General features: G+C 76.3%; 9 protein-coding genes. 7 read left to right on the top strand and 2 right to left on the bottom strand.

Annotated elements, in window-relative coordinates; genetic code table 11:
- Positions 1 to 7: 7 nt before the first annotated feature.
- The 4 genes from J2S46_RS16720 (at position 8) to sucD (ending at position 6414) form a co-directional block, all read left to right on the top strand.
- On the top strand, positions 8 to 2551 hold the full coding sequence (locus J2S46_RS16720) for a DUF5682 family protein (protein ID WP_229912645.1): 2544 nt from the start codon (positions 8 to 10) through the stop codon (positions 2549 to 2551).
- A gap of 206 nt (positions 2552 to 2757) precedes the next feature.
- Entirely contained in the window at positions 2758 to 4005 is a 1248-nt protein-coding gene (locus tag J2S46_RS16715) for a VWA domain-containing protein (RefSeq protein ID WP_191289696.1), read from the top strand.
- Between the two features lie 338 nt (positions 4006 to 4343).
- Positions 4344 to 5516, top strand: a complete 1173-nt coding sequence (gene sucC / locus J2S46_RS16710) for an ADP-forming succinate--CoA ligase subunit beta (protein ID WP_073924243.1) — start codon at positions 4344 to 4346, stop codon at positions 5514 to 5516.
- Between the two features lie 16 nt (positions 5517 to 5532).
- Positions 5533 to 6414: a succinate--CoA ligase subunit alpha gene (sucD, locus tag J2S46_RS16705; RefSeq protein WP_190210817.1), complete on the top strand. Its 882-nt coding sequence runs from the start codon at positions 5533 to 5535 to the stop codon at positions 6412 to 6414.
- Positions 6415 to 6613: 199 nt separating this feature from the next.
- Here the strand turns inward: sucD and J2S46_RS16700 are convergent, their stop codons facing one another.
- Positions 6614 to 8737 (bottom strand): LuxR C-terminal-related transcriptional regulator, encoded by a 2124-nt coding sequence (locus J2S46_RS16700; RefSeq protein ID WP_191289697.1) that lies wholly within the window; start codon positions 8735 to 8737, stop codon positions 6614 to 6616.
- 135 nt (positions 8738 to 8872) lie between these two features.
- Between J2S46_RS16700 and J2S46_RS16695 the strand changes: the two genes are divergently transcribed.
- Positions 8873 to 10624: a cell division protein PerM gene (locus J2S46_RS16695; RefSeq protein ID WP_191289698.1), complete on the top strand. Its 1752-nt coding sequence runs from the start codon at positions 8873 to 8875 to the stop codon at positions 10622 to 10624.
- 131 nt (positions 10625 to 10755) lie between these two features.
- Here the strand turns inward: J2S46_RS16695 and J2S46_RS16690 are convergent, their stop codons facing one another.
- Positions 10756 to 11430, bottom strand: a complete 675-nt coding sequence (locus tag J2S46_RS16690; RefSeq protein WP_191289699.1) for a hypothetical protein — start codon at positions 11428 to 11430, stop codon at positions 10756 to 10758.
- 325 nt (positions 11431 to 11755) lie between these two features.
- On the opposite strand from J2S46_RS16690, the gene purN reads away from it, so the two are divergent.
- Together purN and purH are read left to right on the top strand one after the other, a co-directional pair.
- Entirely contained in the window at positions 11756 to 12409 is a 654-nt protein-coding gene (purN, locus tag J2S46_RS16685) for a phosphoribosylglycinamide formyltransferase (protein ID WP_229912646.1), read from the top strand.
- Complete coding sequence (gene purH / locus J2S46_RS16680; RefSeq protein WP_191289700.1) at positions 12406 to 13986, top strand: bifunctional phosphoribosylaminoimidazolecarboxamide formyltransferase/IMP cyclohydrolase; 1581 nt, start codon at positions 12406 to 12408, stop codon at positions 13984 to 13986. The genes purN and purH overlap by 4 nt, the downstream gene beginning before the upstream one ends.
- Positions 13987 to 14042 lie beyond the last annotated feature (56 nt).

The raw sequence follows: 14042 nt of genomic DNA, 5'->3' as shown, positions 1-14042 counted from the left end.
AGGCGCGATGAGCGCAGAGGTGACGCTGCTCGGCGTCCGGCACCACGGCCCCGGCTCGGCGCGCGCGGTGGCCGCCGCGCTGGAGCAGCTGCGGCCGGACGTGGTGCTGGTCGAGGGCCCGCCGGAGGCCGATCCGATCATCGGCCTGGCCGCCGAGAAGGAGATGGTCCCGCCGGTCGCCCTGCTGGCCCACGCGGTGGACGACCCGGCCAGGGCGGCCTTCTGGCCCTTCGCCGTCTTCTCCCCGGAGTGGGTCGCGGTCCGGTACGCCCTCGACGCCGACGTCCCGGTCCGGTTCGTCGACCTGCCCGCGGCGTACGGCCTCGCCGCGGAACCGACCGGGCACCGGGGCCCGTCCGAGCCGTCAGGGGGAGTGCCGGGGGGCACTTCTCCGGACGGCCGCCCGGGCCCGGCCCTCCCGGACGGCGACGGCCCGGGCGACGGCGGCGGTCCGCGGGACGGCGGTCCGGACGGCCACCTCCCGGACGGCGGGCTCCTGGACGGCGGGCTCCCGGACGGCGGGCCGGCGAACGGCGACCCGATCGGCGCGCTGGCCGCGGCGGCCGGCCACGACGACGCCGAGCGCTGGTGGGAGGACGTGGTCGAGCACCGGGCGCCCGGCGCGGACGCGCTCGCGCCCTTCACCGCGGTCGCCGAGGCGATGACCGCGCTGCGCGAGGACGGCGGCGCCGGGCGGCGCGACGAGCTGCGCGAGGCGTACATGCGCCAGCAGATCCGGGCCGCCCGCCGGGCCGGACACCGGCGGATCGCCGTCGTCTGCGGCGCCTGGCACGTCCCGGCGCTGGCCACGATGCCGACCGTCGCGCACGACCGGGCCCTGCTCGCCACCCTGCCCAAGAAGGTCCGCACCGAGATCACCTGGGTGCCCTGGACCCACCGCCGGCTCTCCCAGCACACGGGCTACGGCGCCGGCATCGCCTCGCCCGGCTGGTACCACCACCTGTTCAGCACCGACGGCGACCCGCTCGCCCGGTGGATGACGCGGGCCGCCGACCTGCTCCGCCAGGAGGACCACCCCGTCTCGTCCGCGCACGTCATCGAGGCCGTCCGGCTGGCCGGCACGCTCGCGGTGATGCGCGGGCGCCCGCTGGCCGGGCTGACCGAGACGCTGGACGCCGTCCGCTCGGTGATGTGCGACGGCTCGGACGTCGCCCTGGCGCTGGTGCACGACCGGCTGGTGATCGGCGACGCCCTCGGCGAGGTGCCCGACGCCGCCCCGGCCGTGCCGCTCCAGCGGGACCTCACCCGGCTCCAGCGGACCTTGCGGCTCAAGCCGGAGCCCGAGGCCCGCGAGCTGGACCTCGACCTCCGCAAGGAGAACGACGTCGCCCGCTCGCGGCTGCTGCACCGGCTGCGACTGCTCGGCGTCGACTGGGGCACCCCGAGCCGGTCCGCGGTCAACTCCACCGGGACCTTCCGGGAGAGCTGGCGGCTGCGCTGGGAGCCGGAGTTCGCCGTCCGGATCGTCGAGGCCGCCCAGTGGGGCACCACGGTCGAGGACGCGGCGACCGGCAGGGCGGTGGAGACGGCCGCCCGGGCCGGCGAACTCGGCGCGCTGACCGGGCTGGTGGAGCGCTGCCTGCTGGCGGGCCTGTCGCGGGCCCTGCCCGCCGTGATGCGGGTGCTCGCCGACCGGGCCGCACTGGACACCGACGTCGCCCAGCTGGCCTCCGCGCTGCCCGCGTTGGTCCGCGCCCTGCGCTACGGCGACGTCCGGGGCACGGACAGCACCGCGCTGGACGCGGTGGCCAGGGGGCTGGCCGAGCGGATCTGCGTCGGTCTGCCGCCCGGCTGCACCGGCCTGGACGCCGAGGGCGCGGCGGCGATGCGGCGCTCGGTGGACGCGGTGCACGCGGCGATCGGCCTGCTGGAGAACGCCACCGAGAACGCCGCCGGAGCCGCCGTCGGCGACGGGGCCGGTGACGGCGCCGCCCCGCCGGCCGCCGACTCGCTCGCCGACCGCTGGGCCGCCACCCTCGCCTCGCTGGCCCGCCGCGAACCGGCCGGCGGCGCCGCGACCGGCGTCCCCGGGCTGCTCCGCGGCCGGGCCGTGCGACTGCTGCTGGACGACGGCCGGCTGGACTCCGCGGAGGCGGGCCGCCGGATGGGCCTGGTGCTCTCCACGGCCAGCGCACCGGCCGACGCCGCCGGCTGGGTGGAGGGCTTCCTGGCGGGCGGCGGCGCCCTGCTGCTGCACGACGCCCGCCTGCTGGGCCTGCTGGACGGCTGGCTGGCGGGGGTGCCCGGCGAGGTCTTCACCGATGTGCTGCCGCTGCTCCGCCGGACGTTCTCCGCCCTGGAGGCCGGCGTGCGCCGCACGGTCGGCGAGCAGGTGGCCGCCGGTCCGCTCGGCGCCCCGTCGGCGCGGCCGGCCGGCCCGGCGGCGGACCTCGACGAGGAGCGCGCGGACGCCGCGCTGCCCACCGTGGCCCTGCTGCTCGGCCTGGCCGGGCCGCCGCCGGACGGCCCCGGCCGACCGGACGACGGCCTGCGGCGGATCCCCCGCCAGGCCGACCGCCGCAGCGCCTGAGCCGGCCGGAGCCCCTCGACCAGGAGCGCCCGGGCCGGCCGGGCGCCCCGCTCCGGGAAGGCCCCGCTCGCCGGGAGGGCCGGCGGCGCGAGGACCGGCGCCCGGGAGCCGGGGTCCGGCCGGAGCGGGATCGCGTCCGGACCGTCAGAACGAGAGCCCGTCAGAAGCAGTCCGTCAGAAGCAGAGTCCGTCAGAAGGAGCGCCCGATGTCCGTCACGCCCCAGCTCGCCGGTGCCGATGGTGGCACCGCCTCCACTGCGGCCGCCGGCACCGCCGCCGGCACCGGCCCCGAGGCGGACGCCGAGCGGCTGCGCCGCTGGCGGCTGGTGCTCGGCGGGGAGGCCGACGGGACGGGCTGCCGCCTCTCCGGCCGGGACGCCGCGATGGACGGCGCCCTCGCCGCCCTCTACCGGGGGGAGGCCGGCGAGGGCGCGAGGCCGGGTGCGCGCAGCGCCGGACTGGGCGGGTCGGCGCCGCAGGTGGCGCGCTGGCTCGGCGACATCCGCGAGTACTTCCCGAGTTCGGTCGTCCAGCTGATGCAGCAGGACGCGATCTCCCGGCTGGGGCTGGAGCGCCTGCTGCTGGAGCCCGAGATGCTGGAGGCCGTCGAGCCGGACGTCCACCTGGTCGGCACCCTGCTGTCGCTGAAGCACGCGCTGCCCGAGACCACCCGGGAGACGGCCCGGGCGGTGGTCGGCAAGGTGGTCGCGGACCTGGAGCGCCGGCTGGCCGACCGGACGAGGGCCACCCTCGGCGGGGCGCTGGACCGCAGCGCGAAGGTCAACCGCCCGCGCCACCGCGACATCGACTGGGACCGCACGATCCGCGCCAACCTCAAGAACTACCTGCCCGAGGCCGGCCCGGACGGGCGCGGCACGGTCGTCCCCGAGCGGCTGGTCGGCTACGCCCGGGCGCAGCGGGCGGTGAAGAAGGACGTGATCCTGTGCATCGACCAGTCCGGTTCGATGGCGCCGTCGGTGGTCCATTCGGCGGTGTTCGGCGCGGTGCTGGCCTCGATGAAGACGCTCGACACCCGGCTGGTGGTCTTCGACACCTCGGTCGTCGACCTCACCGAGCAACTGAGCGATCCGGTGGACGTGCTGTTCGCGACTCAGCTCGGCGGCGGTACCGACATCAACCGGGCGCTGGCGTACTGCCAGTCCCGGATCACCCGGCCGTCGGAGACGATCGTGGTGCTGATCAGCGACCTCTACGAGGGCGGCATCCGCAACGAGATGCTCAAGCGGGTCGCGGCGATGAAGGCCTCCGGGGTCCAGTTCATCGCCCTGCTGGCGCTCTCGGACGAGGGGGCCCCGGCGTACGACCACGCGCACGCGGCCGCGCTGGCCGCCCTGGGGGCACCCGCCTTCGCCTGCACGCCGGACGCCTTCCCGGAGATCATGGCGGCCGCGATCGAGAAGCGCCCGCTGCCCGTTCCCGACCTGCAGAACTGAGCGGCCGGATCGGAAATTCACCCGGACGGGTGAACCGGGTCCGACCTCACCGGAGGCCGCCGGGCGTGGTGAGCGGCACGCCCGACACGCCGCGGCGGGGCCGTTGTGACGGTTCTCACCAAACCCGTGCCGGTCCCGGGCGAAACACGCCCGTCGTACGGGGATAACCTGCCAGACGGACGTGACGCGCGTGTTGATTGACGTGTGCGCCCGTGGCTGTGTGGGCCGCAAGGCCGTATCTCTGCGTACCTGCACCGCCTCGACGACCCGCAGCGAAGATCCTGCCGTGGCACGCTCGTAGAGACACAATCCGCGACCACGAACAAGGACGAACACACGTGGACCTGTTCGAGTACCAGGCGAGGGACCTCTTCGCCAAGCACGGTGTACCCGTGCTTGACGGGGACGTCATCGAGACCCCCGAAGCAGCTCGTGCCATCGCCGAGCGCTTCGGTGGACGCGCCGTCGTCAAGGCTCAGGTGAAGGTCGGTGGCCGTGGCAAGGCCGGCGGCGTCAAGCTCGCCGCCGACCCGGCCGACGCGGTCGCCAAGGCCGAGGCGATCCTCGGTATGGACATCAAGGGCCACACCGTTCACAAGGTGATGCTGGCCCAGACCGCGGACATCAAGGACGAGTACTACGTCTCGTTCCTGCTGGACCGCACCAACCGCACCTTCCTGGCGATGGCCAGCGTCGAGGGCGGCGTGGAGATCGAGGTCGTCGCCGAGGAGAACCCGGACGCACTGGCCAAGATCCCGGTCGACGCCAACGAGGGCTGCACCCCGGAGAAGGCCGCCGAGATCGTCGCGGCCGCGAAGTTCCCGGCCGAGGTCGCCGACCAGGTCGCCGACGTTCTGCAGAAGCTGTGGAAGGTCTTCATCGCCGAGGACGCGCTCCTCGTCGAGGTCAACCCGCTGATCAAGTCCGGCGAGGGCAAGATCATCGCGCTCGACGGCAAGGTGTCGCTGGACGAGAACGCCGAGTTCCGTCAGCCCCACCACGAGGAGCTCGAGGACAAGGCCGCGGCCAACCCCCTTGAGGCGGCGGCGAAGGCCAAGGGCCTGAACTACGTCAAGCTCGACGGTGAGGTCGGCATCATCGGCAACGGCGCGGGTCTCGTCATGAGCACCCTGGACGTCGTCGCCTACGCCGGTGAGAACCACGGTGGCGTCAAGCCCGCCAACTTCCTCGACATCGGTGGCGGCGCCTCCGCCGAGGTGATGGCGAACGGCCTGGAGATCATCCTGGGCGACACCGACGTCAAGTCGGTCTTCGTCAACGTCTTCGGCGGCATCACCGCGTGCGACGCGGTCGCCAACGGCATCGTGCAGGCGCTCGCGCTGCTGGAGGAGAAGGGCGAGGCCGTCACCAAGCCCCTCGTCGTCCGCCTCGACGGCAACAACGCCGAGCTGGGGCGTCAGATCCTGACCGACGCCAACCACCCGCTCGTCGAGCAGGTGGACACCATGGACGGTGCGGCCGACCGCGCCGCCGAGCTGGCCAACAAGTAAGGGAGAGGACTGAATCATGGCTATCTTCCTTACCAAGGACAGCAAGGTCATCGTCCAGGGCATGACCGGCTCCGAGGGCATGAAGCACACCCGCCGCATGCTCGCCTCCGGCACCCAGATCGTCGGCGGTGTGAACCCGCGCAAGGCCGGCACCACCGTTGACGTCGACGGCACCGACGTGCCCGTCTTCGGCACCGTGGCCGAGGCCATCGAGAAGACCGGCGCCGACGTCACGGTCATCTTCGTGCCGCCGAAGTTCACCAAGGACGCCGTCGTCGAGGCGATCGACGCCGAGATCGGCCTCGCGGTCGTCATCACCGAGGGTGTCCCGGTCCACGACTCGGCCGCCTTCTGGGCGTACGCCGGCTCCAAGGGCAACAAGACCCGGATCATCGGCCCGAACTGCCCGGGCCTGATCAGCCCCGGACAGTCCAACGCCGGCATCATCCCGGCGGACATCACCAAGGCCGGCAAGATCGGCCTGGTGTCCAAGTCCGGCACCCTGACCTACCAGCTCATGTACGAGCTGCGCGACATCGGCTTCTCCTCGGCCGTGGGCATCGGTGGCGACCCCGTCATCGGCACCACCCACATCGACGCCCTGAAGGCGTTCCAGGAGGACCCGCAGACCGAGATCATCGTGATGATCGGTGAGATCGGCGGCGACGCCGAGGAGCGTGCCGCGGCCTACATCGCCGAGCACGTCACCAAGCCGGTCGTCGGCTACGTCGCGGGCTTCACCGCTCCCGAGGGCAAGACCATGGGCCACGCCGGCGCCATCGTCTCCGGCTCCTCGGGCACCGCCCAGGCGAAGAAGGAGGCCCTTGAGGCCGCCGGTGTCAAGGTCGGCAAGACGCCGTCCGAGACCGCCCGCCTGGCGCGCGAGCTGATCGGCTGACCCAGCCGGTCGGCAGACAGGCCGATCGGGCGCGGCGGCCCCGGCCGCCCCGCCCGTGAGGGCGCCCCTCCCCGGACCACCGGTCCGGCGAGGGGCGCCCTCACGTCTTTCCCCGGTCGTCCGGGCCGGCGCCCCGGCGTCCGGGGCCGCGGCAGGGTCACGGCGGCCCGGCCCCGGCGTCCTGGGTGCGGCGGCCGGGTCACCGCGTCCCGGCCGCCCGGAACGGCGCCGGCAGCGGCGGCACCGACTGCGGGCGCGCCGCGCACGGACGGGGGGTCAGCACCGTGCACCGGGCGGCCGCCGCCCCGTCCGGCCCCGGCGGCCCGGCCGCGTCCGTCGAACCCCGGGCGGCCGTACCCACCGGCCCCCAGAGCGAGAGCGCCGGCAGCGGCGGGGGGCCGAGCACCGCGGCCCGCCCCGGCGCGAAACTGCACCAGGCGGTCCGCAGGCCCGGCGGCACCCCGCCCGGCGCGGCCGGTCCGGCACTGCCGTTCTGCGCGTTGGTGCAGACCGGGTGCGGCACCGGCGGCGACGGCTTGAACAGCTCACCCGGCCCCGCGCCGAACAGGGTGGTCCCCACGGCGGTCGCCATCGCCAGGGTGACCAGCGCCGCGCCGCCGGTCCGGCCGGCCGTCCGGAGCCGGTGCCGGGCGCTCAGCGCGGGGACGGGCGGCCGGTGCGGCTCCGGGCAGCCGCGGACGCCCGCCCGGTACAGCAGGGCGCTGAGCCGGTCGCCGAAGCCCGGGTCGGCCGGGTCCGCCCCGACCAGCTCGGGCAGCGCCGCCGCCAGTGCCACCCGGGCGGCCAGCACCCGGCCCTCGGCCGCGGCCGTGCTCGACTCCACCTCCACGGCCACCGCCGCGGCCGGCAGCCCGATCCCGTCGTGCAGCACCAGCGCCCGGCGCTGAGGCCGGGAGAGCCGCCGCAGCGCCTTGAGCAGGGCCCGGTCCTGGTCCGACAGGCGGTCGTGGTCCGGCAGGACGGCCTGGCTCTCGTCGGCGGGCCGGACGGCCTGTCGGCGCCACGGCCGCCGCACGGCCGCCGCCCGGCGCCGCCCGGCACGGTGCCAGGGGGAGAGCGCGGCCTCGCAGGCCCGGGCCCGGACCCACGCCTCCGGGTCGGGCAGCGCCGACACCTCGGGCCAGACCCGCAGCGCGGCGCCGAACGCGAGGTGCACGCAGTGCAGGGTGTGGCGGCGGGCACCGGTGAGCAGGAAGACCTGCTGGACCAGCCGGGTGTGCGCGGACTCGTAGAGCTCCTCGAAGCCCGGACCGGCCCCGCCGGCCGGGGGCCGGACGGGGGAGCGGGCGGCGGAGGTCCGCCCGGCGGGGGCGGCGGCACCGGCGGCACCGGCCGGCCGGGCGGCGTCCGGCCCGGTGGGCCCGGACGGGGTGGCGTTCGGCCGAACGGGCTTGGACGGGCCCGCGGACCGGCCCGCCGCGGGTCCGCCGGTCGCCGCGGGGGCGGCCGGGCCGGCCTTCGGGGTTCCGGCCTTCGGGGTTCCGGCCTTGGGGGTTCCGGCCTTCGGGTTGCCGGCTCCGGGGGCGCCGGCGTTCGGGGTTCCGCGCTCCCGGGTTGCTGCTTTCGGGGTCCCGGGCCGCGCGTCGACGGTGCCCGGGGCGCCGGCTGCCGGGCGCTCGGCACTCGGGCGCCCGGCACCCGGTGGTCCCGCCTTCGTGACGGCGACTGCGGCCGTCTCGTCCTTCGCCGGTCCTTCCCGGCCCGGCTCCTCCTGCGCCGGACCCTTCCCCCTCGACCCCTCCTCCACCGGGCGGTCCGTCACCGAGCCGCCCGTCACCTGCCCGTCCGTCGGCCCGCCGGCCGCGGGCCGGCACGCCGTCGTCCCGGTTCGCCGCGGGGCCGTCGCGGTGTCACCGGAGACGGCCTCACCTGCGGTGTTTCCGGCCGGAGCGGACGACGCGCCGACGCCGCGGTCCGCGTTCGGGCTCGCCTTGGGGCTCGCCTTCGGCGCCGAGGCCGGGCCCGCGTCCGGGACGCCGAGCAGGGCGGCCGCGGTGGCGGCGGCCTCCGCGGGGGAGCGGGCACCGATCTTGCGCATGGTCCGGTGCAGGTGGGTGCGGGCCGTGGCGGGGGCGATGCCGAGGGCGGCCGCCAGCTGTGCGGCGTCGTCCCCCGCGGCGAGGCGGGCCAGGACCTGCGCCTCACGCGGTGTCAGCAGCCCGAGCAGCCGCGCCGGGTCCGGCTGGGGCCGGGCCCGGCCGGCGTTGCGCCTGGCGCGGCGGCCCTTGGCCGCTGGCGCCTGCTCGACGGCGTTCTCGGAGGCGCGCTCGGCGGGGCGCTCGGCCGTGGGCGGCGTGGTCATCAGACCCTCCGGGCCGGGGTGGCGACGACGGCTTGGTGACGAGGTCTGAAAATGCGCATAAGCCAATAATCTGGGACACGGCGACGGTTTGCCTCTTCACGGGGCAGGGCGAGTCGCCTTGGCACCATGAGGCGCATGACGCAGCTGATGGGCCGTCCGATCCTGGATCTGCCAAGCGAGCTGAGCTCCCGCTCGGTGCTGGCCGACCTGCTCGCGGGGGTGCGGACGGCACTGCTGGGCCTCGCGGCGGTGGCGGTCCCGATTCTCGGCCTCTGGGTGGTCACCCCGTACGCGGACGACACGGCGAGCGGGGCCGCCCGGCTGGCGGGCACCGTCTGGCTGCTCGGGCACGGCGGCCCGCTCGGCCGGGGCGGGTCGGGGGCGCCGGTCACCGTCACGCCGCTGCTCCTCACGGTGCTGACCGCCTGGCAGCTGCACCGCGCGGGCCGGCGGGCGGCCGGCCCCGGCCGGACCGGTCGCCGCGTCGCCGGCGGTGGGCCGGCGGCGCGTCCGGCGGCGCACGGCGGTGGCGGCCGGGGCGGGGCGGTGGCGGTGGGCGCCGGGTACCTGATGGTGGTGACGGGCGTGGCCCTGCTGAGCGCGAGCGGGGAGACGGTCGGCGCGGCCGGGGCCGCCGGGGCGGCGTTCAGGGCCAGGGTGCTGCCGGACGTACTGGCGGCGGCGCTGCTGGTGTGGCTGGCGGTCGGGGCTGGTGTCCGCTCGGCCCGGCCGTACGGCGGGGCCCGGGGGCACGGGCGCCCCGTGCCGGGGCGGGTGCCGTCCTGGGCCTGGCCGGCGGCGCGCGTGGCGGCGGCGGCCGCCGTCCGGCGGGCGGCCCTGGCCGGGGTTCTGGGGCTGGTCGCGGCGGGCGCGCTGCTGGTCGCCACCGCGGCGGTGCTCGACGGCCTGGTGGGCGGCCGGCCGGTGCCGCCGGCCGGTGGCGGGGTGGCGGGGGTGCTCGGGCTGCTGCTGCTCTGCGTGGTGCTGCTGCCGAACGCCGTGGTCTGGGGCGCCGCCTACGCGCTGGGGCCGGGATTCGTGGTCGGTACGGGGGCGGTGGTCGCGCCGTCCGGGGCGCTGCTCGGACCGGTGCCGGCCGTTCCGCTGTTCGAGCTGCTGCCCACCTCGGGGGAGGGGGGATGGCGTTGGCTGGTCTGCCTGCTGCCGCTGCTCGCCGGGCTGACGCCGGCCGTGCTGCTGGGCCGGGCGGCGGCGGGCCGGGGCGGGCCGGCGGGACTCCCGCCGTGGGGCGGGGAGGACATCGGGGGGCCGGACGAAGCCGATGAGTCCGCGGGGGGCGTCGACGAGGACGGCGAGGGCGAGGAGCCGGGGGAGGACGGGGACGGTGGCCGCGTCACCGGGCCGGCCCTCGCGGCCGTCTGGCACCCGGTGGCGACGGCGGCCGTGGCCCTGGCGGCCGCCCTGGTGGTGGCGGTGGTGGTGGCGGTGTGCGGCTGGCTGGCCGGCGGCGCGCTGGGAACGGGGCGGATGGCCCAGCTGGGCCCCGTCCCGTGGCGCACGGGGACGGCGGCGGCCGGCTGGTTCGCCGGGGTGGGGGTGCCCGGGGCCTTGCTGGTCCGGGCCTGGCTGGTGCGCGGCCAGGCGGCGGCGGGCCTCCCCGAGGCCGGGGCCGGAAGTGAAGGGCTCCCGTCCCCCCGGCTGCGGTGGGCCCCATCCGCCTGGGCGGGACTCTCCCGGGCCTGGGCGCCGGACGGGCCCCGGCGCCCCCTCGGCCCCCGGTGGCCGATGGCAGATGCGGCGTCGGGGGCCGGTTCGGGGGCCGGTTCGCCGGCCGGGTCGGCGGCGGCGCCGGGCGTGCTGGCCGCCCGGGCCCGGGCGGCGGCGTACGGACTGGTGCTGCGGTGCGGCCCGCGGGCCCGGCCGTAGCCCGGTCCCGGGGGCCCGTCCGTCCGGAGCCTCCACGTCCGGGGCCCGCCCGTCCGGGGCCTGCACATCCGGGGCCTGCACGTCCGGCCCCCGGCGGGCCGGCTCGCCCGTCCGGGGTACCCCGTCCGTCCCTACTTGCTGGGGTTGACCAGGTTGACGTACCACTTCGGCGCGAGGTCGCTGCAGTTCTGCTCGGCGGTCGCGGTGAGGGCGTCCTTCACGCAGGTGCCGTAGTCCGCGTAGTACAGGCCGAGGCCGATCGAGCAGAGGGTCACCATCACGGCGACCGCGCCGGTGAACAGGCCGCCGAGGGCCGCCGGGCTCTGCGGGCTGCCGGTCGGGCCGTGCGCCGGGCCGAGGGTCGGGCCGAAGCCGGGGCGGGCCGGCGCGGCGGGGGCATCGGTCGGGGCGGGCGGCTTCGGGGTGCCGCGCAGGGCGCCGACCGCCCAGTAGACGGCGAGCGCGCCGAGGAACAGCGCCACGTAGTGGATCGCGGCGAGGGAGCAGACCAGCGAGGCCATGCCGGCCATCAGGGCGTTGCGGGCGCGCCGCTGGACCGGGTCGTTGGGGTCGGGCTTCGGCTGCTGGGGCGCCGGCTGCGGGTGCCAGGGGCCCTGGTAGCCGGGGCTCCACGGGTGCGGCGGCGGCACCTGGGGGTGCTGCTCCTCGCCCTCGGGCGCCTCGGGGGCGTCGGGCTTGCCGCCGGCCGGGGGCGGCGGCGTACGCGGCTGCCACGGCTGGTCCGGAGCGTCCGCCGGCGGCGGCGCGAAGGGGTTGCGCTCGCCGGTGTTGTCGCCGCTGCTCATGGTGTCAGCCAATCCTTCTCGGTCGGTGGGGCCTGCCTGCCCGCCTCCAATGATCCCGCAGGCGTCCGGGCGGCCCGCGGCGGCCTGCCGTCGCGGGTGCGGCGAGATCCCGGTCTCAGCTACGCGCGTAGCGGTATCGGGCCGGTTCAGGACCCGCCGGAGCAGCCGTTATCGTGGTGACGGTCAGCAATCCCCATCGGTTCCCGGAGCCCGCAGCGCAGCGGGAATTCCGCCGTTCCGACCCGCTCGACCTGCCGTTCGTAGTGGCCCCACCACCGGTGGACGTACCAGCGGGCGGCGCCCCGAAGCTACGGAGAATGTCGCAGTGGCCTCCGCCCAAGTGTTCCCGCCCCGTACGCCCGGCCCCGCCCGTCTGGTGGTCCTGGTCTCCGGTTCCGGCACCAACCTGCAGGCCCTGATCGACGCGGCCGCCGACCCCGCGTACGGCGCGAGCATCCTCGCCGTCGGCGCGGACCGGGACGGCATCGCGGGCCTGGAACGCGCCGAGCGCGCCGGCCTGCCGACCTTCGTCCACCGGGTCAAGGACTTCCCCGCCCGGGACGGCTGGGACCGCGCCCTCACCGAGGCCGTCGCGGAGCACCGGCCCGACCTGGTGGTCACCGCCGGCTTCATGAAGATCCTCGGCCCGGAGTTCATCGCCGCCTTCGCCGGCCGGATCGTCAACACCCACCCCGCCCTGCTGCCCGCCTTCCCCGGCGCCCACGGCGTCACCGACGCGCTCGCGTACGGCGTGAAGGTCACCGGCTGCACCGTCCACCTGGTCGACGCCGGGGTGGACACCGGGCCGATCATCGCGCAGGGCGTCGTGGAGGTCACCGACGCCGACCACGCCGATGGCGGCGACGCGCTGCACGAGCGCATCAAGACTGTCGAGCGCCAGTTGCTCGTCGAGGTCGTGGGCCGGCTGGCCCGCGAAGGCCACCGTATTGAAGACCGAAAGGTATGGATCCCGGCATGAGCGCCGCCGCCAGCACCACGCCGCTTGTCTCCGAAGACGTCCGCCCGATTCGCCGCGCCCTGGTCAGCGTCTACGACAAGACCGGCCTGGAGGAGCTGGCCCAGGGCCTGCACGCCGCCGGGGTCGAGCTGGTCTCGACCGGCTCGACCGCCGGCCGGATCGCCGCCGCGGGCGTCCCGGTGACCGAGGTCTCCGAACTCACCGGGTTCCCCGAGTGCCTCGACGGGCGCGTGAAGACGCTGCACCCCCGCGTGCACGCCGGCATCCTCGCCGACCTGCGGCTGGAGTCGCACCGCGCGCAGCTCGCCGAGCTGGGTGTCGAGCCCTTCGACCTGGTCGTGGTGAACCTCTACCCGTTCAAGGCCACCGTCGCCTCGGGCGCCACCCCCGACGAGTGCGTCGAGCAGATCGACATCGGCGGCCCGAGCATGGTGCGCGCCGCCGCCAAGAACCACCCGTCGGTGGCCGTCGTGGTCGACCCGGCCCGCTACACCGACGTGCTGGCCGCCGTGGCCGGCGGCGGTTTCGACCTGGCCACCCGCAAGCGCCTGGCCGGTGCCGCGTTCGCGCACACCGCCGCCTACGACGTCGCGGTCGCCTCCTGGTTCGAGGCCGGCTACGCGCCGAGCGACGCCGCCTTCCCCGAGTTCCTGGGCGCCACCTGGGAGCGCCAGAACGTGCTCCGCTACGGCGAGAACCCGCACCAGGGCGCCGCGCTGTACAGCGACGGCACCGGCGGCCTGGCCGGCGCCGAGCAGCTGCACGGCAAGGAGATGTCGTACAACAACTACGTCGACACCGACGCCGCCCGCCGCGCCGCCTACGACCACGCCGAGCCGGCCGTCGCGATCATCAAGCACGCCAACCCGTGCGGCATCGCGACCGGCGCGGACGTGGCCGAGGCGCACCGCAAGGCGCACGAGTGCGACCCGGTCTCCGCGTACGGCGGCGTGATCGCGGTCAACCGCCCGGTCACCGTGGAGCTGGCCGAGCAGATCGCCCCGATCTTCACCGAGGTCGTGGTGGCCCCGGCGTACGAGGACGGCGCGGTCGAGGTGCTGGCCCGCAAGAAGAACATCCGGGTGCTGCGCGCCCCCGAGGCGCCGGCCGGCCGCCAGGAGGTCCGCCCGGTCTCCGGCGGCGTGCTGCTGCAGGAGACCGACCGCATCCACGCCGAGGGCGACGACCCGTCGACCTGGACGCTGGCCGCCGGTGACGCCCTGTCGGCGGAGGAGCTGGCCGAGCTGGCGTTCGCCTGGCGGGCCTGCCGGGCCGTCAAGTCCAACGCGATCCTGCTGGCCAAGGACGGCGCCTCGGTCGGCGTCGGCATGGGCCAGGTCAACCGGGTGGACTCGGCCAGGCTCGCGGTCGAGCGGGCCGGCGAGCGCGCCAAGGGCTCGTACGCCGCCTCGGACGCGTTCTTCCCGTTCGCGGACGGCCTGCAGATCCTGATCGGCGGTGGCATCAAGGCCGTCGTCCAGCCCGGTGGTTCGATCCGCGACGAGGAGGTCGTGGCCGCCGCGACCGAGGCCGGCGTGACGATGTACCTGACCGGGACCAGGCACTTCTTCCACTGAGCACCCGCCCGGCCGGTGCCCGGCACCGGCCGGGCGCCGCACGCCGGAACGCGGAA

Origin of the sequence: Kitasatospora herbaricolor, assembly GCF_030813695.1 — a bacterium.
GTDB lineage: Bacteria > Actinomycetota > Actinomycetes > Streptomycetales > Streptomycetaceae > Kitasatospora > Kitasatospora herbaricolor.
This window is presented reverse-complemented; position numbering and strand designations above follow the sequence as displayed.